The 22,168-nt window shown below is 73.7% G+C and carries 26 protein-coding genes; 15 read left to right on the plus strand and 11 right to left on the minus strand.

Annotated elements, in window-relative coordinates; all coding sequences use genetic code 11:
- Positions 1 to 76 precede the first annotated feature (76 nt).
- On the minus strand, positions 77 to 2,620 hold the full coding sequence (locus BLV05_RS22015) for a LuxR C-terminal-related transcriptional regulator (protein WP_152690894.1): 2,544 nt from the start codon (positions 2,618 to 2,620) through the stop codon (positions 77 to 79).
- A 304-nt stretch (positions 2,621 to 2,924) separates the two neighbouring features.
- On the opposite strand from BLV05_RS22015, the gene BLV05_RS22020 reads away from it, so the two are divergent.
- The 7 genes from BLV05_RS22020 to BLV05_RS22050 are packed head-to-tail and all read left to right on the plus strand — an operon-like array spanning position 2,925 to position 7,330.
- Complete coding sequence (locus tag BLV05_RS22020; protein ID WP_046770461.1) at positions 2,925 to 3,125, plus strand: hypothetical protein; 201 nt, start codon at positions 2,925 to 2,927, stop codon at positions 3,123 to 3,125.
- A gap of 20 nt (positions 3,126 to 3,145) precedes the next feature.
- Positions 3,146 to 3,613, plus strand: coding sequence for a DUF6069 family protein (locus BLV05_RS22025; RefSeq protein WP_046770462.1), 468 nt, complete (start codon positions 3,146 to 3,148; stop codon positions 3,611 to 3,613).
- Positions 3,614 to 3,648: 35 nt separating this feature from the next.
- Positions 3,649 to 4,086: a DUF6325 family protein gene (locus BLV05_RS22030; protein WP_046770463.1), complete on the plus strand. Its 438-nt coding sequence runs from the start codon at positions 3,649 to 3,651 to the stop codon at positions 4,084 to 4,086.
- A gap of 13 nt (positions 4,087 to 4,099) precedes the next feature.
- The gene (locus BLV05_RS22035; RefSeq protein WP_046770464.1) at positions 4,100 to 4,399 is read left to right on the plus strand and encodes an SHOCT domain-containing protein; all 300 of its coding nucleotides are present in this window, start codon (positions 4,100 to 4,102) and stop codon (positions 4,397 to 4,399) included.
- On the plus strand, positions 4,396 to 6,234 hold the full coding sequence (locus tag BLV05_RS22040; RefSeq protein ID WP_046770465.1) for a glycoside hydrolase family 15 protein: 1,839 nt from the start codon (positions 4,396 to 4,398) through the stop codon (positions 6,232 to 6,234). Before BLV05_RS22035 ends, BLV05_RS22040 begins: the two co-directional genes overlap by 4 nt.
- A 5-nt stretch (positions 6,235 to 6,239) precedes the next feature.
- Entirely contained in the window at positions 6,240 to 6,827 is a 588-nt protein-coding gene (locus BLV05_RS22045; RefSeq protein WP_046770466.1) for a hypothetical protein, read from the plus strand.
- Complete coding sequence (locus BLV05_RS22050; RefSeq protein ID WP_052762746.1) at positions 6,824 to 7,330, plus strand: DUF1269 domain-containing protein; 507 nt, start codon at positions 6,824 to 6,826, stop codon at positions 7,328 to 7,330. The genes BLV05_RS22045 and BLV05_RS22050 overlap by 4 nt, the downstream gene beginning before the upstream one ends.
- Here BLV05_RS22050 and BLV05_RS22055 read toward each other — a convergent pair.
- Positions 7,319 to 8,107 (minus strand): hypothetical protein, encoded by a 789-nt coding sequence (locus BLV05_RS22055; protein ID WP_052762747.1) that lies wholly within the window; start codon positions 8,105 to 8,107, stop codon positions 7,319 to 7,321. The two genes, BLV05_RS22050 and BLV05_RS22055, sit on opposite strands and share 12 nt — an antisense overlap.
- A gap of 114 nt (positions 8,108 to 8,221) precedes the next feature.
- Between BLV05_RS22055 and BLV05_RS22060 the strand changes: the two genes are divergently transcribed.
- Both BLV05_RS22060 and BLV05_RS22065 read left to right on the plus strand, forming a co-directional pair.
- Entirely contained in the window at positions 8,222 to 8,671 is a 450-nt protein-coding gene (locus BLV05_RS22060; protein WP_046770467.1) for an SgcJ/EcaC family oxidoreductase, read from the plus strand.
- A 37-nt stretch (positions 8,672 to 8,708) separates the two neighbouring features.
- A complete protein-coding gene (locus BLV05_RS22065) occupies positions 8,709 to 9,503 on the plus strand; it encodes an NAD(P)H-binding protein (protein ID WP_082155480.1) in 795 nt (264 codons plus the stop codon).
- Here the strand turns inward: BLV05_RS22065 and BLV05_RS22070 are convergent.
- Complete coding sequence (locus tag BLV05_RS22070) at positions 9,490 to 10,887, minus strand: FAD-dependent oxidoreductase (protein ID WP_046770468.1); 1,398 nt, start codon at positions 10,885 to 10,887, stop codon at positions 9,490 to 9,492. The genes BLV05_RS22065 and BLV05_RS22070 overlap by 14 nt on opposite strands.
- A gap of 11 nt (positions 10,888 to 10,898) precedes the next feature.
- Positions 10,899 to 11,579: an aquaporin gene (locus BLV05_RS22075; protein ID WP_046770469.1), complete on the minus strand. Its 681-nt coding sequence runs from the start codon at positions 11,577 to 11,579 to the stop codon at positions 10,899 to 10,901.
- 48 nt (positions 11,580 to 11,627) lie between these two features.
- Between BLV05_RS22075 and BLV05_RS22080 the strand changes: the two genes are divergently transcribed.
- Together BLV05_RS22080 and BLV05_RS22085 are read left to right on the plus strand one after the other, a co-directional pair.
- Positions 11,628 to 12,299: an arsenate reductase/protein-tyrosine-phosphatase family protein gene (locus BLV05_RS22080; protein ID WP_046770470.1), complete on the plus strand. Its 672-nt coding sequence runs from the start codon at positions 11,628 to 11,630 to the stop codon at positions 12,297 to 12,299.
- Between the two features lie 25 nt (positions 12,300 to 12,324).
- Positions 12,325 to 12,978: an arsenate reductase ArsC gene (locus BLV05_RS22085; protein WP_046770471.1), complete on the plus strand. Its 654-nt coding sequence runs from the start codon at positions 12,325 to 12,327 to the stop codon at positions 12,976 to 12,978.
- Here the strand turns inward: BLV05_RS22085 and BLV05_RS22090 are convergent.
- The 3 genes from BLV05_RS22090 to BLV05_RS22100 all read right to left on the minus strand — a co-directional run bounded on the left by BLV05_RS22090 (position 12,975) and on the right by BLV05_RS22100 (position 15,403).
- A complete protein-coding gene (locus BLV05_RS22090; RefSeq protein WP_046770537.1) occupies positions 12,975 to 13,670 on the minus strand; it encodes a cation diffusion facilitator family transporter in 696 nt (231 codons plus the stop codon). The two genes, BLV05_RS22085 and BLV05_RS22090, sit on opposite strands and share 4 nt — an antisense overlap.
- Positions 13,667 to 13,999: an ArsR/SmtB family transcription factor gene (locus BLV05_RS22095; RefSeq protein WP_046770472.1), complete on the minus strand. Its 333-nt coding sequence runs from the start codon at positions 13,997 to 13,999 to the stop codon at positions 13,667 to 13,669. The genes BLV05_RS22090 and BLV05_RS22095 overlap by 4 nt, the downstream gene beginning before the upstream one ends.
- An 84-nt stretch (positions 14,000 to 14,083) precedes the next feature.
- The gene (locus BLV05_RS22100; protein ID WP_046770473.1) at positions 14,084 to 15,403 is read right to left on the minus strand and encodes an FAD-dependent oxidoreductase; all 1,320 of its coding nucleotides are present in this window, start codon (positions 15,401 to 15,403) and stop codon (positions 14,084 to 14,086) included.
- 102 nt (positions 15,404 to 15,505) lie between these two features.
- Here BLV05_RS22100 and BLV05_RS22105 point away from each other — a divergent pair, with 102 nt between their 5' ends.
- On the plus strand, positions 15,506 to 16,342 hold the full coding sequence (locus BLV05_RS22105) for a helix-turn-helix domain-containing GNAT family N-acetyltransferase (protein ID WP_046770474.1): 837 nt from the start codon (positions 15,506 to 15,508) through the stop codon (positions 16,340 to 16,342).
- A gap of 4 nt (positions 16,343 to 16,346) precedes the next feature.
- The gene (locus BLV05_RS22110) at positions 16,347 to 16,691 is read left to right on the plus strand and encodes a PaaI family thioesterase (protein ID WP_082155481.1); all 345 of its coding nucleotides are present in this window, start codon (positions 16,347 to 16,349) and stop codon (positions 16,689 to 16,691) included.
- A gap of 185 nt (positions 16,692 to 16,876) precedes the next feature.
- Here the strand turns inward: BLV05_RS22110 and BLV05_RS22115 are convergent, their stop codons facing one another.
- The 3 genes from BLV05_RS22115 to BLV05_RS22125 all read right to left on the minus strand — a co-directional run bounded on the left by BLV05_RS22115 (position 16,877) and on the right by BLV05_RS22125 (position 19,636).
- A complete protein-coding gene (locus BLV05_RS22115; RefSeq protein WP_046770476.1) occupies positions 16,877 to 17,848 on the minus strand; it encodes an aldo/keto reductase in 972 nt (323 codons plus the stop codon).
- A 208-nt stretch (positions 17,849 to 18,056) separates the two neighbouring features.
- A complete protein-coding gene (locus tag BLV05_RS22120) occupies positions 18,057 to 18,845 on the minus strand; it encodes an MBL fold metallo-hydrolase (protein WP_046770477.1) in 789 nt (262 codons plus the stop codon).
- Positions 18,842 to 19,636: an alpha/beta hydrolase gene (locus BLV05_RS22125; protein ID WP_046770478.1), complete on the minus strand. Its 795-nt coding sequence runs from the start codon at positions 19,634 to 19,636 to the stop codon at positions 18,842 to 18,844. Before BLV05_RS22125 ends, BLV05_RS22120 begins: the two co-directional genes overlap by 4 nt.
- Positions 19,637 to 19,741: 105 nt before the next feature.
- On the opposite strand from BLV05_RS22125, the gene BLV05_RS22130 reads away from it, so the two are divergent.
- Positions 19,742 to 20,701 carry a GlxA family transcriptional regulator gene (locus tag BLV05_RS22130; protein WP_046770538.1) on the plus strand — a complete coding sequence of 320 codons (960 nt, stop codon included), beginning with the start codon at positions 19,742 to 19,744 and terminating at the stop codon, positions 20,699 to 20,701.
- Between the two features lie 9 nt (positions 20,702 to 20,710).
- Here BLV05_RS22130 and BLV05_RS22135 read toward each other — a convergent pair whose 3' ends face one another.
- On the minus strand, positions 20,711 to 20,992 hold the full coding sequence (locus tag BLV05_RS22135) for a hypothetical protein (RefSeq protein ID WP_046770479.1): 282 nt from the start codon (positions 20,990 to 20,992) through the stop codon (positions 20,711 to 20,713).
- A gap of 106 nt (positions 20,993 to 21,098) precedes the next feature.
- Between BLV05_RS22135 and BLV05_RS22140 the strand changes: the two genes are divergently transcribed.
- Positions 21,099 to 22,112 carry a PIN domain-containing protein gene (locus BLV05_RS22140; RefSeq protein ID WP_046770480.1) on the plus strand — a complete coding sequence of 338 codons (1,014 nt, stop codon included), beginning with the start codon at positions 21,099 to 21,101 and terminating at the stop codon, positions 22,110 to 22,112.
- Positions 22,113 to 22,168 lie beyond the last annotated feature (56 nt).

Here is a 22,168-nt window from a genome sequence, read left to right on the forward strand (position 1 = left end):
CCAGCCCGCCCAACAGCGTGCCCACAGCCTGCTCGTCGATGATCCTCCGCGCCTCACCCCCAGCGGGTGAGCCGCGCTACAACAGTCCCAACTCCCGTGCCCGGTCGACGGCCTGGCGGCGGCTGCCGACGTCGAACTTGCGGTAGATCGCCTTGAGATGTGTCTTGACGGTGTTGACGCTCAGCACGTGCGCGCCGGCGATCTCCTCCAGCGACAGCAGCGACGGCAGGTCGCGCAGCAGCTCCAGCTCGCGTGCCGTCAGAGCCTCGCCGGACACCGCCGCGACATGGAAGTCGCCGACGCCGTCCAAGCCGCCGTCGCCGAACAGCGCCACTACCGAGCGCACGAACGCCTCGTACCGCCCGAACCTCCCCTCCCCGTGGATGAGCAGCGACCGGACCCGGCCCGACGCGGCGACGAACTCCCGGTACATCCGCCGCGGCTCGGCCAGCTCCAACGCGTGCAGCAGCGCGTCGTGCGCCCGTGCCGGCTCGTCCAGCTCGGCCGCGAAGTGCGCCGACAGCAGCCAGCCGGTGACCTCGGACCCGATCAGGTGACACCGCGCCGTGCCGGCCAGCACCGGCTGCAGCGCCGCCCGGGCCGCCGCCTTGCGGCCGTCGTGCGCGTGTGCCAGCGCGCGCAGCACCAGCACGTCGCCGGACTCCCCCAGCAGCCGCTCGGCCCGGCCGAGCACCTCGACGGCCGCCGGGCGGTCGCCCGCGGCCAGCGCCAGCCGCAGTTGCGTCAGACTGAAGAAGGACGCGCTCAGCGGCGGCAGCGCCGTGTCGTCGTACGGCCAGGCCCGGCGCAGCAGCCGGACCGCGTCGTGCCGGTTCGGGGTCTCCGCGGCCGCCAGGCTGGCGCGCAGCAGCCGTGCGGACAGCTCGACCTCCGGCTCGAGGTCGGCGTCGACGGCACCGGCCAGCGACAGGTACCGCCGGGTCCCGGCGTCGTCCATGCGCTCGTACGCCGCACCGGCCGCCAGCAGGTACACCGGCGGCATCCGCCCGGTGGCCGCCCAGCCGCGCCGCGCGGCGAAGTCGATCGCCTCGGTGATCAGCCGGTCGACGGTGTCGGCGTCACCCCGCGCCGCGGCGCTCACCGCGAGGTACGACAAGCACTCCAGCGCGAGCGCGTCGCGGCCGTCACGGCGGGCCATCCGCAGCGCGTCGCGCAGGTCCTCCTCGGCCGCCGTGTGCTCGCCGAACCAGATCCGGAGGATTCCCCGGTTCACCGCGGCGAGCAGCAGCAGGTCCGGCTCGCCCGGCGCCTGCTCGTCGCTCAGCGCGAGCAGCTCCAGCAGCTTCGGGCCGCGGTCGCCGCGCAGCCGGGCCTCGTACATGAGCGCGGTGGTGTGCAGCAGCCGCAGCCGGGGCGACGCGTGCACGGTCGGGTCGCGGCCGACGAGGTCGATGTGCCGGCGGGCCACCGCCAGCGCGCCGCCGTGCAGCGCCGCCAGCGCGGCGACCAGCGCCGTCACCGGTTCGGTGACGAGGTCGTCGGGCAGCCGCCGGACCGTCGCCGTCAGCTGCGCCGCGTCGCCGGAGAGCAGCAGCCGCAGCCCGTACCGGTCGACCAGCTCGGCGGTGCGCGGCCACTCACCACCGGCGGCGGCGTGGTCGAGCGCCAGCGCGGGCAGCCCGTGGTCGGCGAACCAGCGCGACGCCTCGACGTGGTGCCGCCGCTGCGCGACGACGTCGCGCCGGTTGCCCTCGGCCAGCAGGAAGCTGCGCAGCAGGCCGTGCACGCGGTACGTCGTCGGCGCCCGGCCCACCCGCGCCACCAGCGCGTTGTCGCGGGCCAGCCGGGCCAGGACGGCGCCCGCGTCGGCCCGGCCGGACAGCCGGCTGGCGAGGTCGGCGGTGAGCGTCTCGGCCACCGCGGTCGCCAGCAGCAGGTCGACGGTGTCAGCGGAGAGCGCGTCGAGCACCTCCGCGACGAGGTAGTCGGCCAGCGGCCGCTCGTCGCCGGCGAACCCGGCGATGTACTTGGTGACGTCCTCCTGCGACGCCAATGACAGCGCCGCCAGGCTGAGCCCGGCCGCCCAGCCCTCGGTCCGCTCCAGCAGCAGCGCGATGTCCGGATCGGTCAGCTCGAGGTGCCGGCGGCGCAGCAGCTGGCCGGCCTCGTGGCGGTCGAACGCCAGGTCGGCCGCGCGCACCTCCGCCACCTGGCCGTCGACCACCATCCGGGCCACCGGCAGCGGCGGGTCGAACCGGCTGCCGAGCATGAGCCGCAGCCCCGGTGGGCGATACCGGATCAGCCCGGCCAGGCAGGCCAGCCCGTGCGGCGACGCGATGACGTGCACGTCGTCGAGCAGCACCCACATCGGCGCCCGCAGCGCGTCGACCGCCTCGGCGAACGCGGTCAGGAAGCCCCGGTTGCCGGCGTCGGCCGGCGGGGTCAGCGCGGCCAGCCGCACCTCGGCGGCCGCGTCGACGCCGCGCACCGCCCGTCCGCACGCCCGCAACAGCCCCGACCACAGCACGTACGGGTCGTCGTCATGCTCGTCGAGTGCCAGCCAGGCGACCGGGACGCCGGCCGAGCGCTGCCGCTGCCACCACTGGGACATCAGCATGGTCTTCCCCGCGCCGGCCGGGGCCGAGACGAGGGCGAGCACACGCCCCTCCTCCTCCGCGGACCCCAGGCCGCGAAGCAGTCGGGTGCGGGGCACCACGCTGGCCGGCATCCGAGGAACCCGCAGCTTCTGTTCCAGGATCCTCGCACGCCCCGCGTGGGGGGCAGCTACGACCACGATCTTCACAGTAGCGGCGAATGGTCGATCTCGACCCTGCTCAGGGCCCCTCACCTCGGACGGGTTTCGGCGCGCCGACGCACCCCTCACCCCGTGCGGGTGAGCCGTCCCGGCCCCCGGACGGCGAAGGTGGGACGTGTCCCGCTCCGAAGCCTGGGGGCGCATCGACATGCGCTACGAGTTCCTCGTCCCCGGACGCGTCTCCGACACCGTCCGGGCGGCGTTCCCCGAGTTCGGCGTCGCCGACGGCCCGGCCGGCGGCACGTCGATCTTCGGGCCGGTGCGCGACCGGGCGGACCTGCGGGGCGTGCTCGCCCGGCTGGACGCCCTGGGGCTGACGGTCGTGGAGATGCGCAAGCTGCCCGATTGAGGCCCGAGGAGGCCGTGCCGATGACCAGCTACCCCGCCAACCGGTCCGGACCACCTGCCGTCGTCGCGAGCCGGCTCTGGGCCGGCGGCGCCGCGACCGCCGTCATCGCCGCCCTCATCGCGATCGTCGGGATCGTGCTGGTCCGCGGCGTCTTCGACATCCCGGTCCTCGCGCCGGAGGGCGAGGGCACCTGGGGCGACGCGAGCACCGGCTGGTACGCGGCCGGTGCGGCCCTGGCGGCGCTGCTGGCGACCGGGCTGGCGCACGTCCTGCTCCTGACGACGCCGCAGCCGCTGCGGTTCCTCGGCTGGGTGATCGCGCTGGCGACGGTGATCGGCGTCGTGGCGCCGTTCACGTCCGGCGCGGACCTCGACGCGCAGCTGGCCACGGCCGGGCTGAACCTGGTGCTCGGGATAGCGATCGGCTCGCTGGTCTCGTCGGTGGCGCGCAGCTCGAGCCGGCGGAGGCCCCTCACCCCGGACGGGTGAGGCGGCCGGTGGTCCCGCGGCGGAGGCTGGGCCGCATGGACACCGTGGACGTGGGACCGGTCGATGTGCTGATGCTGAGGTTCCCGGGCAACCGGTTCAAGGGCGAGATCGTGCCGGCGATGCGCGACCTCGTCGTGAACGGGCTGGTCCGGATCGTGGACCTGATGTTCGTGTACCGCGATGACGAGGGCGTCGTCGGCTCGGTCGAGCTGGCCGGGCTCGGGCCGGACCTGGAACCGGCCTTCGCCGACCTCGACGGGCAGCTCGGCGGCGGGCTGCTCGACGCCGAGGACGTGGAGGAGGTCGCGGCCGCGCTGCCGCCGGGCAACTCCGTCGCCGTCCTCGTCGTCGAGAACACTTGGGCGATCCCGTTCGTCAACGCGGTCCGCGGGGCCGGCGGCGACGTCGTCGACCAGGCCCGCATCCCGGCCGAGACGGCCGCCCGCGCGCTGCGCGGCCTCGACCTCGGCTGAGGGGGCGATCGCGATGGGACTGCTCCGCGGGATGGCCCGGACGGCGGTCGTGGCCGGCACGGCGACGGCGGTGTCGAACCGCGTGTCGCGCCGCCAGGCCCAGCGCTGGCAAGGTCAGGAGTACGAGCAGCAGGCGCAGGCGGCCTACGCCGCCCAGCCGCCGCCCGCGCCCGCCGCGCCCGCGCCAGCGCCGGCCGCGCCGGCCGAGGACTCGTTGTCCGACCAGCTGGCCCGGCTGGCCGACCTCAAGGCTCAGGGCGTGCTCACCGACGAGGAGTTCACCGCGGCCAAGGCGCGGTTGCTGGGCGGATGACCGGCTACCCGCCCATCGAGGACCACGGGCTGATCGGCGACCTGCAGACCGCCGCGCTCGTGGCCACCGACGGCACCGTCGACTGGTTCTGCACGCCCCGGTTCGACTCACCCAGCGTGTTCGCGTCGCTGCTGGACGCCGGGCGCGGCGGGCGGTTCCGGATCGCGCCGGCCAGCGACGGCTGGGTGAGCAAGCAGCTCTACCTGCCCGGGACGGCGATCCTCATCACGCGGTTCCTCACCGAGGAGGGCGTCGGCGAGATCGTCGACTTCATGCCGGTGATCGACGGCGCGGCCACCGACCGGCACCGGCTGGTCCGGCTGCTGCGCGTGGTCCGCGGCCAGATGCGCGTCGCCATCGACGTCGAGCCGCGGTTCGACTACGGCCGCGGCACCCACACCACCGAGATCACCGAGGCCGGTGTGCTGTTCCACGGCTCCGACGGCACCGAGCTGGCGCTGCACGTGGCCCGGCGGGCGAACCTCCGGCCCGAGGACCGGATGCGGGTCGAGGAGGACGCCGCCGGCGTGCACGCGGTCCTCACCGCGTCGGCCGGCGAGATCGGCGGCGTCGTGCTGGAGACGGCGCCGGACGGCCCGCCGCGCGAGCCCGGCCGCGACGAGCTCCTCGCGCTGTTCGAGCAGACCCGCGAGTTCTGGCGCCGCTGGGTCGGCCGGTCCACCTACCGGGGCCGCTGGCGCGAGCGGGTCGACCGGTCCGCGATCACGCTCAAGCTGCTGACGTACCGGCCTACCGGCGCGCTGGTCGCGGCGCCGACCGCCGGGCTGCCGGAGCAGGCGGGCGGCGAGCGGAACTGGGACTACCGGTACACGTGGGTGCGCGACGGGTCGCTGTCGATCCATGCGCTGCTCGGCCTCGGCTACACCGAGGAGGCCGGCGCGTTCCTGAACTGGCTGAGCGACCGCGTCCGGGCGCCGTTGCCCGCGGACGGCGGCGCGCCGCCGTTGCAGATCATGTACCGGATCGACGGCTCGTCCGACCTGTCCGAGGAGGAGCTCGGCCACTTCGACGGCTGGCGCGGCTCGCGGCCGGTGCGGGTCGGAAACGGCGCCGCCGGCCAGCTGCAGCTGGACATCTTCGGCGAGGCGCTGGACTCCGTCCACCTCGCCGCCACCCACGGGCTGCCGGTGACGCACGCCGGCTGGCAGCGGGTCACCGCGCTGCTGGACTGGTTGTGCGACGCGTGGGACCAGCCCGACGACGGCATCTGGGAGACCCGCGGCGGCCGGCAGCACTTCACCTACGGCCGGGTGATGTCGTGGGTGGCCTTCGACCGCGCGCTGCGGCTGGCCGACCGCCACGCCCGTCCGGCCGACGTCACCCGCTGGCGGGCGCACCGCGACGCGATCTACCAGCAGGTCATGGAGCGCGCGTGGAACCAGCAGCGGCAGGCGTTCGTGCAGCACTACGACACGTCGGTGCTCGACGCCGCCAACCTCTACCTGCCGCTGGTCGGCTTCGTCGACGCCCGCGACCCGAGGTGGCACTCGACGCTGGCGGCGATGGACGGCGAGCTGGTGTCGGACAGCCTGGTGTACCGGTACGACCCGGCCGCCTCGCCGGACGGCCTGCGCGGCGACGAGGGCACGTTCTCGATGTGCACGTTCTGGTACGTCGACGCGCTGGCGCGGTCCGGGCGGCTGGACGACGCTGTCCTGACCTTCGAGAAGATGCTCACCTACGCCAACCACGTCGGCCTGTACGCCGAGGAGATCGGCCGCACCGGCGAGCAGCTCGGCAACTTCCCGCAGGCCTTCAGCCACCTGGCGCTGATCACGGCGGCGACGACGCTCGACCAGCGGCTGGAGCGGTGAGCGGGGTGAGCGGGGCGCGGCGACGGCGGCGGCTCGGGGCGGCGGTGGCGGCGTCGGTGCTGCTGCTGGCCGGCTGCAGCGACGAGGCGTCCGCCGAGACGTCGTGGGCCGACGACGTCTGCTCGGCGTGGAGTGACCTCGGCGACGACCTGCGCGGCCTGACCGACGGGCTGAACGTCGACTCGCTGTCGCAGGAGTCGCTGGACGAGCTGCGCTCGGAGCTCGAGGACCGGGCCGGCGACGTCCAGGACGGCGCCGACGAGCTCTCCGAGGCCATCGAGGACGTGCCCGACGGCGCCGATCAGGCCGTCGAGAACGCTCGGCAGGAGCTCGCCGACGACGCCGACGACGTCCGCGCCGGGCTGGACGCCGTCGGGCAGGCGCTGCAGGGCCTCACCGGAGCGACCAGCGCCGAGGGCCTCACCGCCGCGCTGTCCGAGGCGCAGGCCGGGCTGACGCAGACCGGCCAGGCGCTCAGCACGCTCGGCGACACCGTCGCCGGCTTCCTGTCGGCGGCCGACGACACGCTCCGGCAGGCCTTCGACGACGCGCCGGCCTGCCAAGAGACCCGCACGGGAGGGACACCATCATGAGTGACAGCACCATCGAGGTCTTCGTGGCCGCCTTCGGCACCGAGGACGAGGCCGGCGAGGCCCTGAAGGACTTCCGCGCCATGGACCGCGAGGGGTCGATCGACCTGATCGACGCCGCCGTCGTCGTCCGCCGCGCCGACGGCCAGGTGACGTTCCAGGAGACCGCCGACCCCGGCGGCAAGACGTGGGCCAAGCGCGGCGCCGTCGCCGGCGGGATCGTCGGGCTGATCTTCCCGCCCAGCCTGTTGGTCTCGGCCGCGGTCGGCGCGGCCGGCGGAGGCATCTGGGGCAAGCTGCGCGACAAGGGCTTCCAGGACGACGACCTGCGCACCGTCGGCGACAGCCTCCAGCCCGGCACGTCCGCCATCATCGCGGTCGCCGAGGACCGGATGATCGAACGGCTGCAGGCCGGGATCGAGGGGTACCGCACCATCGCCCGGCACGCCGTCAGCGCGGAGGCCGCCGCTGCCGTCGTCGCCGCCGAGCCGGAGTCAGGGTCCTGACGCGCCGCTGCCGGTGAGCTGCCCGGAGAAGTAGCTCAGCGCCGTCCGGGTCTTCGTCTGCTGCACGCCGCCCACGTCGATGCCGTGCTCGCCGAGGAAGGCCCGCGACTCCGCGGCGACGTTGAGCGCCTCGCCGGGTTGGCACTTGGTGGACAGCTCGAGGATGCGGGTGCCGTCCGGGTAGAACCACAGCTCGGCGACCAGCCGGCGGCCGTACTCGCCGGGCGAGAACTTGAGCTTCATGATCGGGATCGGGCCGAGCGGGCGCAGGTCGTCCAGCTCGATGCCCTCCGGGGCGTGCGCGGCGAACAGCTCACGCTGCTGCTTGGTGAACAGCTTGCGGATCGGCCGCCGCCCGGCCAGCACGTCGGTGACGTGGGCGTTGTCGAGCGGCGCCTTCAGCCGCCCAGAGGCGACGAACGAGCCGCCGGGCATCGCGTCGACCTCGACCCCGAAGTCCGGCGACCGGCGCAGCCCCGGCGACAGTTGTCCGGGCTCCACCGGCCGCAGCTTCACCACCGCGTCGCCGGGCCGGCGCTGCACCCGCCGGGCCCGGACCACCACCCCGGCGCCGTCCAGCACGAGGTCCGGCGTATCGAAGAACACCACCTGCCGGATCTGCGCGTCGAGCGGGTCCATCCCCAGCTCCGTGACCGCGGAGCGCTGGTCCGCGTCCGGCACGCTCAGCTTCAGCTCGACCGTGTCCGCCTCCTTCAGCAGCCGGAGCAACTCCCCCAACCGCCGGCTCGACATGATCGGCAGCGTCGTCTCGCTCATGAGACCACCCCCCTCCGGATCCTCGCGTGCGGGCGGCGGCCCGGCCCCACCCGAACCGGGTGATGCCGGTCGCCCACTTGACCTCAACTTCGGTTGAGGTAGCAAGCTGGTGGTATGACAACAGACATCGACACCGTGGCCGCCGAGGCCGAGCTGGACGCGATCCGCCACGTCATCGACACCGTCGAGCACGCGCAGAACAACGAGCTGCCCGACGAGTTCCTGGCCCTGTTCCGCTCCGACGCCATCTGGACCACTGGCGGCGGCAAGCGGCTGTACGGGCTGGACGAGATCGCCGAGTTCACCCGCCAGGTCCTCCCCGGCGGCATGCGGGGCATGTCGATGCGGTTCGAACTGGAGCACGTCCTGTTCATCCGCCCCGACGTCGCCGCCGTGAAGCTGCGCCAGGTCTACACCACCCCCGACGGCCTCGACGTCGGCTCGCCGCTCTGGATCATGGCCAAGGAGGACGGCCGCTGGCTGCTCACCGCCTGCCAGAACATCGGCGTCCCCGACGACGAGGACGTCGCGCCCGGCCGGCCCGTGTTCGGCGCCGCCTCCTGATCACAGCGCCGCAGACGCGGTCGCCTAAGGTCGTGGGGTGCGGATCGCGGTGACCGGGGCGAGTGGACGGGTGGGCGGCCAGGTCGCCGAGCTGCTGGCGGCCGAGCCCGGCCACGAGGTGGTCGCGCTGGTGCGCCCGTCGAGCAGGTACGTCCCGCCGGCCGGCGTGACCGTCGCGGCGGCGGACTACGGCGACCCGGCGTCGCTGCACGCGGCGCTGAAGGGCGCCGACACGCTGGTCTTCGTGTCCAGCGACGGCCACGCGGCCACCGTCATGCTGCACCACGTCAACGTCGTGCGGGCCGCCGCCGAGACCGGGGTCGGGCACGTCGTCGCGCTGAGCGGGCTGGACGTCGACGTCGAGTCGCCGTTCTGCTACGCGGTCACCAACGGGCACACCGAGGAGCTGCTGGCCGCGAGCGGCTGCGGCCTCTCGCTGGCGCGCGCCTCGGTGTACACCGAGTTCTTCGCCGGGCTGGTCCGCGGCGCACGGCGCGGCGACGAGGTCCGGCTGCCGGCCGGCGACGCCCGGGTGTCGCTGGTCGCGCGGGCCGACGTCGGGCGGTCGCTGGCCGCGCTGGCGCTGCGCCCGCCGTCGAACCGGCACCACGACCTCACCGGCCCCGCGGCGCTGGACCTCGCCGAGATCGTCGCCGCCCTCGAGCCCGGCGCCCGCTACGTCGATGTCCCACCGGCCGAGTACGTCGCCGCCCTGCTGGACGGCGGCGAGACGTCCTGGTGGGCGCACGCCTACGCGACGATGCTGGAGTCCATCCGGCTCGGCCGCTGGGCCACCGTGAGCGACGAGGTCGCCGCGCTCACCGGCGGCTGACGACCTGCGCCGGCAGCAGGTGCTCGCGGACCCACGCCTGGGTGGCCAGCTGGGTCGCGTCCCACGGTGACCCGAGCGGCGGGGTGTACGACAGGTCGAGCTCGCTGAAGGCGTCGACGGTCATGCCGTGGAACAGCGCGGTGGCGTAGGTGTCGACGCGCTTGGCGGTCTCGGTGCCGCGCGGCCCGACGAGCTGGGCGCCGAGCAGCAGGCCGGTGCCGGCGTCGCCGGTGATGCGGATGGCGATCGGCCGCGCACCCGGGTAGTACGCCTTGTGGTCGTCCGGGGTGGCGGTCGTGCTGACCGGCGCGAACCCGGCCGCAGCCGCCTCGTGCTCGCGCAGTCCCGTGCGGGCGGCCACCAGGTCGAACACCTTCACGACCTGGGTGCCGAGGCTGCCGGCGAACCCGGCCTGTCCGCCGAGCGCGTTCTCGCCGGCGACGCGGCCCTGCTTGTGCGCGGTGGTGCCCAGCGGCAGGTAGGTGACGCCGAGCTGACGATGATGCGTCACGACGCAGTCGCCGGCGGCCCACACGTGCGGCAGCCCGGTGGCCATGGTCTCGTCCACGACGACGGCGCCGCGCGGCCCGGTCCGCGCCCCGGCGGCCACGAGCAGGTCGGTGTCCGGCCGCACGCCCACCACGACGAGGACGAGGTCGACGTCCCAGGCCAGCGGCTCGCCGTCCGGGCCGGCGCCGTCGACGTGCAGGCCGGACGTGCCGCGGGAGATCGCGGTGACCGTCGCGCTGGTGTGGACGGTGACGCCGTGCCGGTCCAGCTCGGCATGAACCAGCGCGCCGAGCTCCGGGTTGACGGTCGGCAGCACTTCGGGCAGCATCTCCACCTGCGTCACGGCGATCCCGCGCGTGGTCAGGCCTTCGGCCATCTCCAGCCCGACGTACCCGGCGCCGACGATCAGCGCCGTCGACGGCTCGATTCGGTCCAGGCTCCGCTCCAGCGCGAACGTGTCGCCCATCGAATGCAGCACGTGCACCCCGTCGGCCGCGCCCAGCTCGTCCAGGCCGGCGATCGGCGGGCGCACCGGGAGCGCACCGGTGCCGACGATCAGCTCGTCGTAGTCCAGCGTCGTCTCGCTGCCGTCGCTCTCGCGCAGCGCCAGCCGCCGCCCGCCGACGTCGATCGCGGTGGCCAGCGTGTCCAGCCGCAGCCGCATCCCGGTCGCCTCGAGGTCGGCGTGGGTGCGGTGGGCCAGGTTCGACCAGTGGCCCACCTCGCCGGAGAGGTAGTACGGGATGCCGCAGATGGAGAAGTTCGGGTAGGCGTCGGCGACCACTACGGTCACGTCCGCGGACGGGTCCAGCTCGCGGGCGCGCAGCGCGGCGGAGATGCCGGCGTCGCTCCCGCCGATGGCGACGATGTGCACGAGCGTTCCTCTCAGATGCGGACGGGTGTGGGCACGGGGTACAGGACGAGGACGAGCAGGACGCCGACGGCGCCACCCACCAGTTGGGCGCCGACGAAGGGCAGCACCGACGACGGCGCGATGCCGGCAAAGGTGTCGGTGAACATCCGCCCGACGGTGACGGCCGGGTTGGCGAACGACGTCGAGCTGGTGAACCAGTACGCCGCCCCGATGTAGGCGCCGACCGCCGGCGCGACCACCGCGGCACGGCCGGAACGGACCAGCGCGAAGATCAGCAGCACCAGCCCGGCCGTCGCGACCACCTCGCCGGCCAGCAGGCCGGTTCCGGTGCGCTCGGTCGTCGCCATCGCAGCGTCGACGGAGAACATGACGTTCGCCAGCAGCGCCCCGACGATCCCACCGGCACCCTGCGCGACCACATACGCCGCCAGCTCGGCGCCGGACAGCCCGCCGCCCGACCGGCGGCCCAGCCACCAGTCCGCCACCGACACCACCGGGTTGAAGTGCGCGCCGGACACCGGCCCGAACAGCAGGATCAACACCGCCAACCCCAGCACGGTCGCCGTGCTGTTCTGCAGCAGCTGCAGGCCCACGTCGTCCGGGGACAGCCGCTCGGCGGCGATCCCGGAGCCGACCACGACAGCGACCAGCAGACCTGTGCCGAGGAACTCGGCGAGCAAGCGTCGATGCATCACGGCGTCAGCTTGACGGCTCGCTTTAACTCAGTCAAGATTGAGACAATGAACGTTGAGCGAACTGCCCTGGAGCGGCGCGCCGCCAAGCACGCGGCGCTGGCCGACCCGTCCAGGCTGCACATCGTCGACGTCCTCAGCCTCGGCGACCGCTCCCCCGGCGAGCTGCAGGCTGACCTGGGCATGCCGTCGAACCTGCTGGCCCATCACCTCAGGACGCTCGAATCGGCGGGGCTGCTGACGCGCACCAGGTCCGAGGCGGACCGGCGGCGCAGCTACGTCCGGCTCACGCCCGGCGCGCTCGACGGCCTCGTGCCCGGCGCCGCCGGCGAGGCACACCGGGTCGTGTTCGTCTGCACCGCCAACTCCGCCCGCTCACAGCTCGCCGCCGCGCTCTGGCGACGGGCCAGCGAGATCCCCGCCGCGTCCGCGGGCACCCACCCGGCCGGCCGCGTCGACCCCGGCGCCGCCGCCGCGGCCCGGCGGCACCGCTTCGCGCTGCGGGCGACCCGGCCGCGTCGCCTGGCCGACATCGCCGCCGCCGACGACTTCGTCATCACCGTCTGCGACCACGCCCACGAGGAGCTAGGCGACCTCGGCGGCCTGCACTGGTCCATCCCCGACCCCGTCCGCGTCGGCACCGACGACGCCTTCGACGCCACCGTCAGCACGCTCGCCCACCGCGTCGACGGACTCGCCGCACGCCTCGCGGCCACCTGAGGGGCACCCGAGAGGAGCAACCGTCATGACGAACACCGGCGAACGCGAACCGATCACCCTGGACCAGCAGTACGCCCTCACCACCGCCGCCACCCGGCTGGCCGGCGACTTCGAGGGGACGTTCGGCCAGGAGACGATCGAGCGGTTCCTGCACACGTCCTACGACCAGTTCGCCGGCCGCGCCGTCGTCGCGAACTTCCTGCCGCTGCTGGCCGAACGCTTCGCCCGCCAGCGACTCACCGCGCTGGCCCGGGTCGAGGGACGCAGCCACGACGGCCGGCCCACCGTGCTGTTCCTGTGCGTGCACAACGCCGGACGGTCACAGATGGCGCTCGGCTTCTTCCAGCACCACGCCGGCGACGACGCCGTCGCGTGGTCCGGCGGCTCCGAGCCCGGCGAGCGGATCAACCCGGTCGCCGTCGCCGCCATGACCGAACGCGGCATCGACATCTCCGGCGAGTTCCCCAAGCCCTGGACCGACGAGATCGTCAAGGCCGCCGACGTCGTCGTCACCATGGGCTGCGGCGACGCCTGCCCCGTCTTCCCCGGCAAGCGCTACGAGGACTGGACCCTCGACGACCCCGCCGGCCAGGACCTCGCGGACGTCCGGCCGATCCGCGACGAGATCGAGCGGCGAGTGCTCACCCTGCTGGACGAGGTCGGCGTGCGGGCTCGCTAGCCGTCGCAGCAGTCGCAGTCCGGTCCGCAGCCGTCCGCCTCCGGGTCGCGCAGCAGCGCGCCGGCCGTCGTCGCGCAGGCGTCGCCGCGCCAGGCCTCGAGCCCTTCACGGACCGCGAACCCGGCGATGACCAGCGCCGCCAGCGGGTCGGCCCACCACCAGCCGAGCGCCGAGTTCAGCACCAGGCCGGTCAGCAGCACCGCCGACAGGTAGCTGCAGATCAGCGTCTGCTTCGAGTCGGCGATGACAGCGGCCGAGCCCAGCGCGCGCCCGGTGCGCCGCTCGGCGTAGGACAACGCCGGCATGACCCCGAGGCTGACGGCCGCGAGGACGATCCCGACGGTGCTGTGGTCGGCGTCGGCGCCGCCGACGAGGGCGCGGACCGCCTCGAACCCGACGTACGCGGCCAGCGCGAAGAACGAGAACGCGACGATCCGCAGCGCCGTCCGCTCGCGCGTCTCGTGGTCGCGCCCGGCGAACTGCCAGGCGATCGCGGCGGCCGACACGACCTCGACGACGGAGTCCAGCCCGAACCCGATCAGCGCGGCCGACGACGCCGCCGCGCCGGCCGAGATCGCGACGACCGCCTCGACCACGTTGTAGCCGATGGTGGTCGCGACGATCAGCCGGACCCGTCGGCGCAGCACCTCGCGCCGGCGCGGATCGGTCAGCGGCGTGATGGGAAGGCTCATCGGCAGGAGCACCCCTCGGGCCCACAGCAGTCCGGATCGACCACGAGCACCAGCTCCAGCAACTCGCCCAGCGCCGCGCCGAGGTGGGCGTCGGCCAGCCGGTACCGCGTCCGCCGCCCCTCCGGCGTCGCCTCGACCAGCCCGCAGCCACGCAGGCAGGTGAGCTGGTTCGACATCACCTGACGCGACACCCCCAGCTCGTCGGCGAGGTCGGACGGGAACGCCGGCCCGTCGCGCAGCGCCAGCAGGATCCGCGCCCGCGTTCCGTCGGACAGCGCGTACCCGAGCCGGGCCAGCGCGTCGGTGTGCGACGCCGTCACCGTGGTCATGCGACGGACAGTACAGCAATCGCTGTACTCCCGGCAGCCGGCCGGTGGAGAGAGTATGCGTGGTCGCGGGGTGACTAGCGGCGGTCAGCTGCGACCGGACGGCACCCGCGCCGGCGAGCTCAGCTGCAGCAGCTCGGGCTCCGCCGTGGCGGCGGCCCCGCAGCAGCCGCCGGCCCCGTCGCCGTCGAACCCGCCCGACCCGCCGCAGACGCCGGACTCGGGCAGCACCAGCTCGACCCGCTCGGCGGCGGCGTGGTCGCCGGCGAACGCGGCGGCGATGCTGCGGACCTGCTCGTACCCGGTGAGCGCGAGGAACGTCGGCGCGCGGCCGTAGCTCTTCATGCCGGCGAGGTAGACGCCGGACTCGGGGTGGGCCAGCTCGCGGACACCGTGCGGCGGCACGCTGCCGCAGGAGTGCACGTTCGGGTCGATCAGCGGCGCCAGCCGAGTCGGCGCCTGCAGCGCCGGGTCCAGCTCCAGACGCAGCTCCGACAGCCAGCTCAGGTCCGGCCGCAGCCCGGTCAGCGCGACGACGTGGTCGACGGCGTCGACGGTACGGCCGTCTTCGGACGTCAGCGTCAGGCGTCCGTCCGCCCCCGCCTCGACCGCCGCCGTGCGGAACCCCGTCACGACCCGGACGCCGCCGGCCTCGACCGCCGCGCGAGCCTGCCGGCCGAGCCGTCCGCGAGCCGGCAGCTCATCCGCGTCGCCGCCGCCGAAGGTGTCACCGATGCCACCGCGCCGCAGGATCCACGTCACCGTTGTGTCACTGTTGTGCCTGGTCAGGGACACGAGGGCGGTCAGGGCGGAATGTCCGCTCCCGGCGACGACGACGTGCCCGCCGGGCGCCGTGCGCGGGATGCGGTACGTCAGCCGCCCGGCCGCGGCGGCGGCGCGCTCCCCCAGTGCGGGCAGGCCGTCGCCGCCCAGCGGGTTCGGCGCGGTCCAGGTGCCCGACGCGTCGACGAGGCCGCCGGCGCGCACCCGCTCCTCGCGACCGTCGGCGTGGCGGACGTGGACGGTGAGCGGCTGGCTGTCGCGGCCGTCGTCGACCATCCGGTCGCGGCCGGTGCGGGCGGCGCCGACGACCTCGACGCCGGTGCGCACCCGGTCGCGGAGCGCGGCGGCCAGCGGGGCCAGGTAGTCGCGCACCCACTCGGCGCCGGTCGGGTACACGTCGGGCGGCGGCGGGGTCCAGCCGGTCGGTTCGAGCAGCCGCCGGGCCGCCGGCGCGACCAGTTCCGGCCACGCGGAGAACAGCCGGACGTGGCCCCACTCCGCGACCGCCGCGCCGGCCTTCGCGCCCCGTTCGTACACGACGACCTCGAGACCGCGCTCGGCCAGTTCGGCCGCGGCCGCCAGCCCCACCGGGCCGCCGCCGGCCACCACCACCGGATCCGTCATGAGCCACTCACTTTCATCGAAGAACGTCGATGGACTGGTGCCGACTCTATCGACGAGTGTCGATCCTCGCAACCATCGACATCTGTCGATAGACTGCGTCGCATGACGACCCTGGCCGCCCCGGCGGCGCTGCTCCCGGCCGACTCCGCCGCCGACTACGCCGAGTGCTTCGCCGCGCTCTCCGACCCCACCCGAGTCCGGCTGCTGCACGCCGTCGCCACCTCGAACGGCGGCCTGACCGTGGGCGAGCTGGCCGAACAGCTCGGCGTCAGCCAGTCGACCTGCTCTCACCACGTGCGCAAACTCGCGGCCGCCCGGTTCGTGCACGTGTCGAAGGTCGGCACCAGCACGCGCGTCACCGTCAACGAGGCGTGCTGCACCGGTCTCCCCCACATGGCCGACGTCGTCATGGGCAGCGTCGGCGCGACCCGCCCGTGCTGCCCCGACGACGTCCCGGCCGACGTCACCGTCCGGGCGCTCGACGACGCGGACTGGCCGGCGGTGCGGCGGATCTACCGCGAGGGCATCGACACCGGCATCGCCACCTTCGAGACGTCGGTGCCGCCGAGCACGCGGCTGGCGGCGAAGTGGCTGCCCGGGCACCGCTGGGTCGCCGAGATCGACGGCGCCGTCGTCGGCTGGACCTCAGTCGCCCCCGTCTCCACCCGCGACTGCTACCGCGGCGTCGGCGAGACGTCCGTCTACGTCGCCGACGGCGCGCGCGGCCGCGGGGTCGGGAAGGCGCTGCTGCGGCGGCAGGTGACGGCGGCCGACGCGGACGGGCTGTGGACGCTGCAGACGTCGGTGTTCACCGAGAACCGGGCCAGCCTGTCCCTGCACCACCAGGCCGGCTACCGCACCGTCGGCGTCCGCGAGCGCATCGCGCAGCGCGACGGTGGCTGGCACGACACCGTTCTGCTGGAGCGGCGGGCATCATGAGCGCATGACCGCTGCGCTCAGCCCCGCCGACGGCGACGCGACGCTGCGGCTGCCGTGGAGCGACCGCCTGGCCCGCGAGGGCGGCGCGCTGTCCGGGCAGGCGCTCATGGCCGCCGCCGACACCGCGACGGTCATCGCGTTGAGCGCCGCCCGCGGTGGCTACGGCCCGATGACGACCGTCCAGCAGTCGACGACGTTCCAGCGGCCGGTCATGGGCGCGGACGTGTTCGTGACGGCTCGCGTCAGCAAGCGGGGACGCACCCTGGCCTTCGTCGACGTCACCATGACCGCCGACGGCGACGACCGCCCCGTCGCGAAGGCATCGACGGTGTACGCGCTGCTCGGCTGATCTCCTGCGGCGCTTTGCAATGAGCACCTATACGCACCACCGGCGGAGTGGCGGAGTGGTGCGTATAGGTGCTCATTGCAAAGGCGTCAGAACGACTGCAGGCCCCCGCCGCCCCAGGCCCACCGGAGCGCACCCAGCCGGGCCGGTCCCGTGGCCGCCACCGTGCAACCCGCCGCCGGGGCACGTCAGGAGAAGCCGCTCGGCAGCCGCGGCGTGTACGGCTCCTCCAGCGCGCTCACCTCGTCGTCGCTGAGCTCGACGTCGAGTGCCGCCACGGCGTCGGGCAGATGGTGCGGCTTGGTCGGCCCGACGATCGGCGCGCTGACGGCCGGGTTGCGCAGCACCCAGGCGAGCGCGACCTGCGCCATCGGCAGGCCGCGCGCCTCGGCGACCCGCTCGACGGCGTCGGTGATCGGCTTGTCGGCGGCCTCGGTGTAGCGCTCGCGCAGCAGCGAGTCGGACTCGCCGCGCACGGTCCGCTCGGCCCACGGCCGGGTGAGGCGGCCGCGGCTCAGCGGGCTCCACGGGATGCTGCCGACGCCCTGGTCGGCCAGCAGTCCGAACAGCTCTCGCTCGTCCTCGCGCTGCATGAGGTTGTACTGGTTCTGCATCGACACGAACCGGGTCCAGCCGCCGAGGTCGGCGGTGTACTGGAACTTCGCGAACTGCCACGCCCACATCGACGACGCGCCGATGTAGCGGGCCTTGCCCGCCTTGACGACGTCGTGCAGCGCCTCCATCGTCTCCTCGATCGGCGTGTCCGGGTCGAACCGATGGATCTGGTAGACGTCGACGTAGTCGGTGTCGAGCCGCCGCAGCGAGGCGTCGATCTGCTCCATGATCGCCCGGCGGGACAGCCCGGAGCCGCCGGGGCCGTCGTGCATCGGGAAGAACACCTTCGTCGCCAGCACGACGTCCTCGCGCCGGGTGTAGCGCCTGATCGCCCGCCCGACGATCTCCTCGGACGACCCGTTCCAGTACACGTTCGCGGTGTCCCAGAACGTGATGCCGAGCTCCAGCGCCTGCCGGAAGATCGGCTCCGCCGCATCGTCGTCGAGCGTCCAGCCCTCGCCGCCGGACCGGTCACCGAAACTCATGCAGCCGAGCGCGATGCGGCTCACCTTCAGCCCCGAGCCGCCCAGCCGGGTGTACTCCATGTCCGCGCTCCCGTCATCGTGGCTGCGACGGGTCCATCCTCTCCCACCGCCGTCCGCCGCGCTCAGTCCCGCGCCGCAGCCGATCATGGCGCACACCCAGGACTGAACCAGCCGGGTTGATCATGGAGAAGGTCGGGCTTCTCCGACCCGGAAGCCCGACCTTCTCCATGATCAACCGGCTCGGGCCGGTCAGGAGGGGCCGGGAGCGTCAGTCGTCGACCGAGGTCGGGACGCCGGGGTCGAGGCGGCGGACGCGGGCGCGGACGTCGTCCGGGGCGGCGGCGAGGGCGGCGTCGAGGCCGGAGGGGCCGTCGGCGAAGTGGGACCAGCCTTCGTAGTGGACGGGGACGGCGACGCGGGGGCGGGTGAGGCCGATCAGGGTGACCGCGTCGCGGCCGGTCATGGTGTAGCGGATGGGGCCGGTGAGGCCGAACCGGACCCCGCCGACGTGCACCAGGGCGACGTCGACTGGCAGGGACGTCGCCGTCGAGCGGAGCGGGCCGTAGAGGACGGTGTCGCCGGTGATCCACAGCGCTACGGCCGGCGCGTCGCCCAGGCGCAGGGCGAAGCCGATCACGTCGCCGGCGATCGGACGGGACAGCGGCGGGCCGTGCCGGGCCGGCGTCGCCGTCACCGAGAGGTCCGGCCGGACGTCGCCTCCCGGCAGCACCGTCGACGCCCCCGCGGCCAGGCCGCGGACGGACCCGCCGCCGAGCCGCCGCGCTCCCGACGCCGTCGTCACCACCGTGCCGGCCGACGCCAGTATGGACCGTCCGAGACGGTCGAGGTTGTCGGCGTGGCGGTCGTGGGTGAGCAGCACGACGTCGACCGCGCCCACCTCATCAGGAGCAACCGAAGGCCCGGTCAGCTTCACCGACGACGTCCCCCACCCGAAGGAGTAGCGCTCTCCGGGTGGGTCGAACGTCGGGTCGGTCAGCAGCCGCCAGCCGTCCAGCTCGACGAGGACGGTGGGGCCGCCGATGTGGGTGAGGATCAACGAGCGTGCTCCACGGCCCAGGCCAGGACGTCGTCGGCGATCTGCTCCCAGCCCTTCTGGGCGGGCAGCAGGTGCGCGTAGCCCTCGTACTCGCGGATCTCGGTGACGGTGTTCGACTTGTAGTGCTTGAGGTTCGACTGCTGGATCGCCGGCGGCATGATGTGGTCCTCGCTGCCCGAGACGAACAGCAGCGGCGCGCGGTCGTCGTTCTTGTAGTCGACCCAGGTCTCCTGCGGGCCGGGCTGGAAGTTGGCCAGCACGCTCCCCCACAGGATGCCGCCGTTGGCCGGGATGTGGTAGCGCTCGTACAGCGCCGCCGACTCCTCCTCGGTGAACGTGTTGGTGAACGCGTAGTGCCACTGCTCGGCCGTCAGGCCGACGGCCTTGTGCCGGTTCGCCGGGCTCTTCAGCACCGGGAACGTCGACTTGACCTGCGAGAACGGCACCACCTTCACGCCCTCGGTCGGCGCGGAGTTCATCGCCACGCCGGCGGCGCCGAAGCCGTGGTCGAGCAGGATCTGGGTGAACGCGCCGCCGGCCGAGTGCCCCATGATGATGGGCGGACGGTCCAGCTCGCGGAGGATCCCCTCGATCTTCTCGATGAGCGCGGGGACGGTGACGTCGACGATGATCTGCGGGTTCTCGCGCAGGGCCTCGACCTCGACCTCGAAGCCCGGGTAGCCCGGCGCGATGACGGTGTACCCCTTGGCCTCGTAGTGGGTGATCCAGTGTTCCCAGCTCCGGGGCGTCACCCAGAAGCCGTGCACGAGCACGATGGTGTCCGGTTCCATCCCCCGATCATCGTGGGCAACCCGCTGGCCAGGCACTACGCTGAGCGCCAGAGTTGCCACGATTCCGGCCACGGGGGGTAGGAGTTGGGACGTCATCGGGTGGCCATGATCGTCCTCGGCGGGACGTTCGTCCTCGACCTGGCAGTGGCCGTGCAGGCGTTCGGCCGCCGGCCGTCGGTGTTCTCGAAGATCCGCGACGAGCCCGAGCCACCGTACGAGATCGGGGTCTGCGGCCTGGCGCCCACGCCGACGTCGCTCGGGTTCACCATGAGCGACCTCAAGCCGGTCGACTGGATCACCGGCGCCGACACCGTCGTCGTGCCGGGGCTGGAGGCGCCCTGGGCGCCGCAGGACCCGGCCGTCCTCGCCGCCGTCGCCCGGGCCGCGGCCGACGGCGCCCGCTTGGTCTCGCTGTGCGCCGGCGCGTTCGTGCTCGGGCAGGCCGGTGTGCTGGACGGGCGCCGCGTCACCACCCACTGGGCGCTGGCCGACGAGTTCCGCGCGGCGTTCCCGCGGGCCGACCTGGTCGAGCACGCCCTGTACGTCGACGACGGGCAGATCCTGTCGTCGGGCGGCATGCTCGCCTCGGCCGACCTGTGCCTGTACGTACTCGGCCAGGACCACGGCCAGTCCTACGCCAACGACGTCTCGCGCGTGCTGGTCAGCCCGCCGCACCGCACGGGCGGGCAGGCCCAGTACGTCAAGTCCGGGCCGCGCCCGTCCGGCCCGCTCTCACCCGTCCTCGACTGGCTCGACGAGCACCTCGCCGAGCCGCTGAGCCTCGGCCACGTCGCGGCGCAGGCGCACATGAGCCAGCGCACGCTCGTGCGCCGGTTCCGCGAGGAGACCGGCGACAGCCTGTCCGTCTGGATCGCCCGCCGGCGGGTCGAGCGGGCCCGCGCCCTGCTCGAGGACTCCCGCCTGACGGTGACGCAGATCGCCCACACCGCCGGGTTCGGCTCGACGGAGTCGATGCGCCGGCACTTCCTGACCTACGCCGGCACGACGCCGCGCGCCTATCGCGACACCTTCCGCGGCGGCATGCCGGCGACCTCGGCACGCTAGGGACGCGCGTCAGCGCCAGTACCAGAAGAAGTAGCCCTGCGCGGAGCTGTAGCACGGCCCGGTGCCCGGCATCGTGGGGACGCCGGCGGCGCGCTGCGAAGCCAGGACCGCCATGCAGGTGGCCGCGTTCGGGTAGTAGGGCGAGCGGTGCCACGACATCGCGGTGATCGGGCCCGACGACGGCGCCGGCTCGGCCTGCGTCGTGGCGGCCGTAGCCGCGGTCGCGCCGCCGGCCAGTGTGGCGGCGCTCAGCGCCGCGGCGGCGAGCAGGCCCGTGAACTTCTTCAGCATGCGTTCCTCCTGGTCATCGGTAGCGAGACCGACTCTAGGGAGCCACGTCTTCATCACGGCTTCAGATCTGTGTCTCCCCAGAGCAGTGGAGGCGTAGCCTGCCGGTGTGGACGACGAAGATCGCATCGCCCTCTTCCTGGACTACGAGAACCTCGCCATCGGCGCCCGTGAGGACCTGGGCGGCCTGGCCTTCGACGTGCGCCCGATCGCCGACGCGCTGGCCGAACGCGGCCGGGTCGTCGTGCGGCGGGCCTACGCCGACTGGTCCTACTTCGACGAGGACCGGCGCATGCTCACCCGCTCGCACGTCGAGCTGATCGAGATGCCGCAGCGGATGGGCGCCTCGCGCAAGAACGCCGCCGACATCAAGATGGCCGTCGACGCGGTCGAGCTGGCGTTCGTGCGCGACTACGTGTCGACGTTCGTCATCTGCACGGGCGACAGCGACTTCACGCCGCTGGTGTACAAGCTGCGCGAGCTCAACAAGCGGGTCATCGGCGTCGGCATCCGCAAGTCGACGTCCGCTCTGCTGCCGCCGGCCTGCGACGAGTTCCTGTACTACGACGACCTCGAGGGCGTCGAGCCCGCACCGGCGGTGACCGCCGCGGCCGAGCCGATCCCCGACCGCGCCGACCGCGACCTCGACGACCTCGCCGGTGTGGTCGCCCAGAGCGTCGCAGGCCTGCAGCGCACGGGCGGCCAGGTGACGGCGTCGACGCTGAAACGCACGCTGCTGCGCAAGGACCCGACCTTCAACGAGGCCGACCACGGCTTCCGGGCGTTCGGCGAGCTGCTGCGGCACCTGGCCGAGCGGCACGTCGTCGAGCTGGCGGACGGCCCCACCAAGGGCGACCCCGAGGTCCTGCTGCCGGCGCTGGACGGGCAGCAGGAGGCGTTCGACCTGCTCCGCTCCGTCGTTCAGGACCTGACGGCGAAGAACGGCCGGGCCGCGCTGTCCGGGCTCAAGGACCAGCTGCGCCGGGTCCGGCCCGGCTTCAGCGAGCAGGCGCTCGGGTTCCGCAGCTTCCTCCAGTTCGTCCGCGCCGCCGCCACCAACGGCGCCATCGAGCTGCGCTGGGACGACGGCGCCGACGACTACCTGCTCACCGTCCCGGCCTGACCGGACCGAGTCGTGTCATCCTTGGTTGACAACCAGGACGCCGTCAACCTATGTTG

The sequence above is a fragment of the Jiangella alkaliphila genome (assembly GCF_900105925.1).
Lineage (GTDB): Bacteria > Actinomycetota > Actinomycetes > Jiangellales > Jiangellaceae > Jiangella > Jiangella alkaliphila.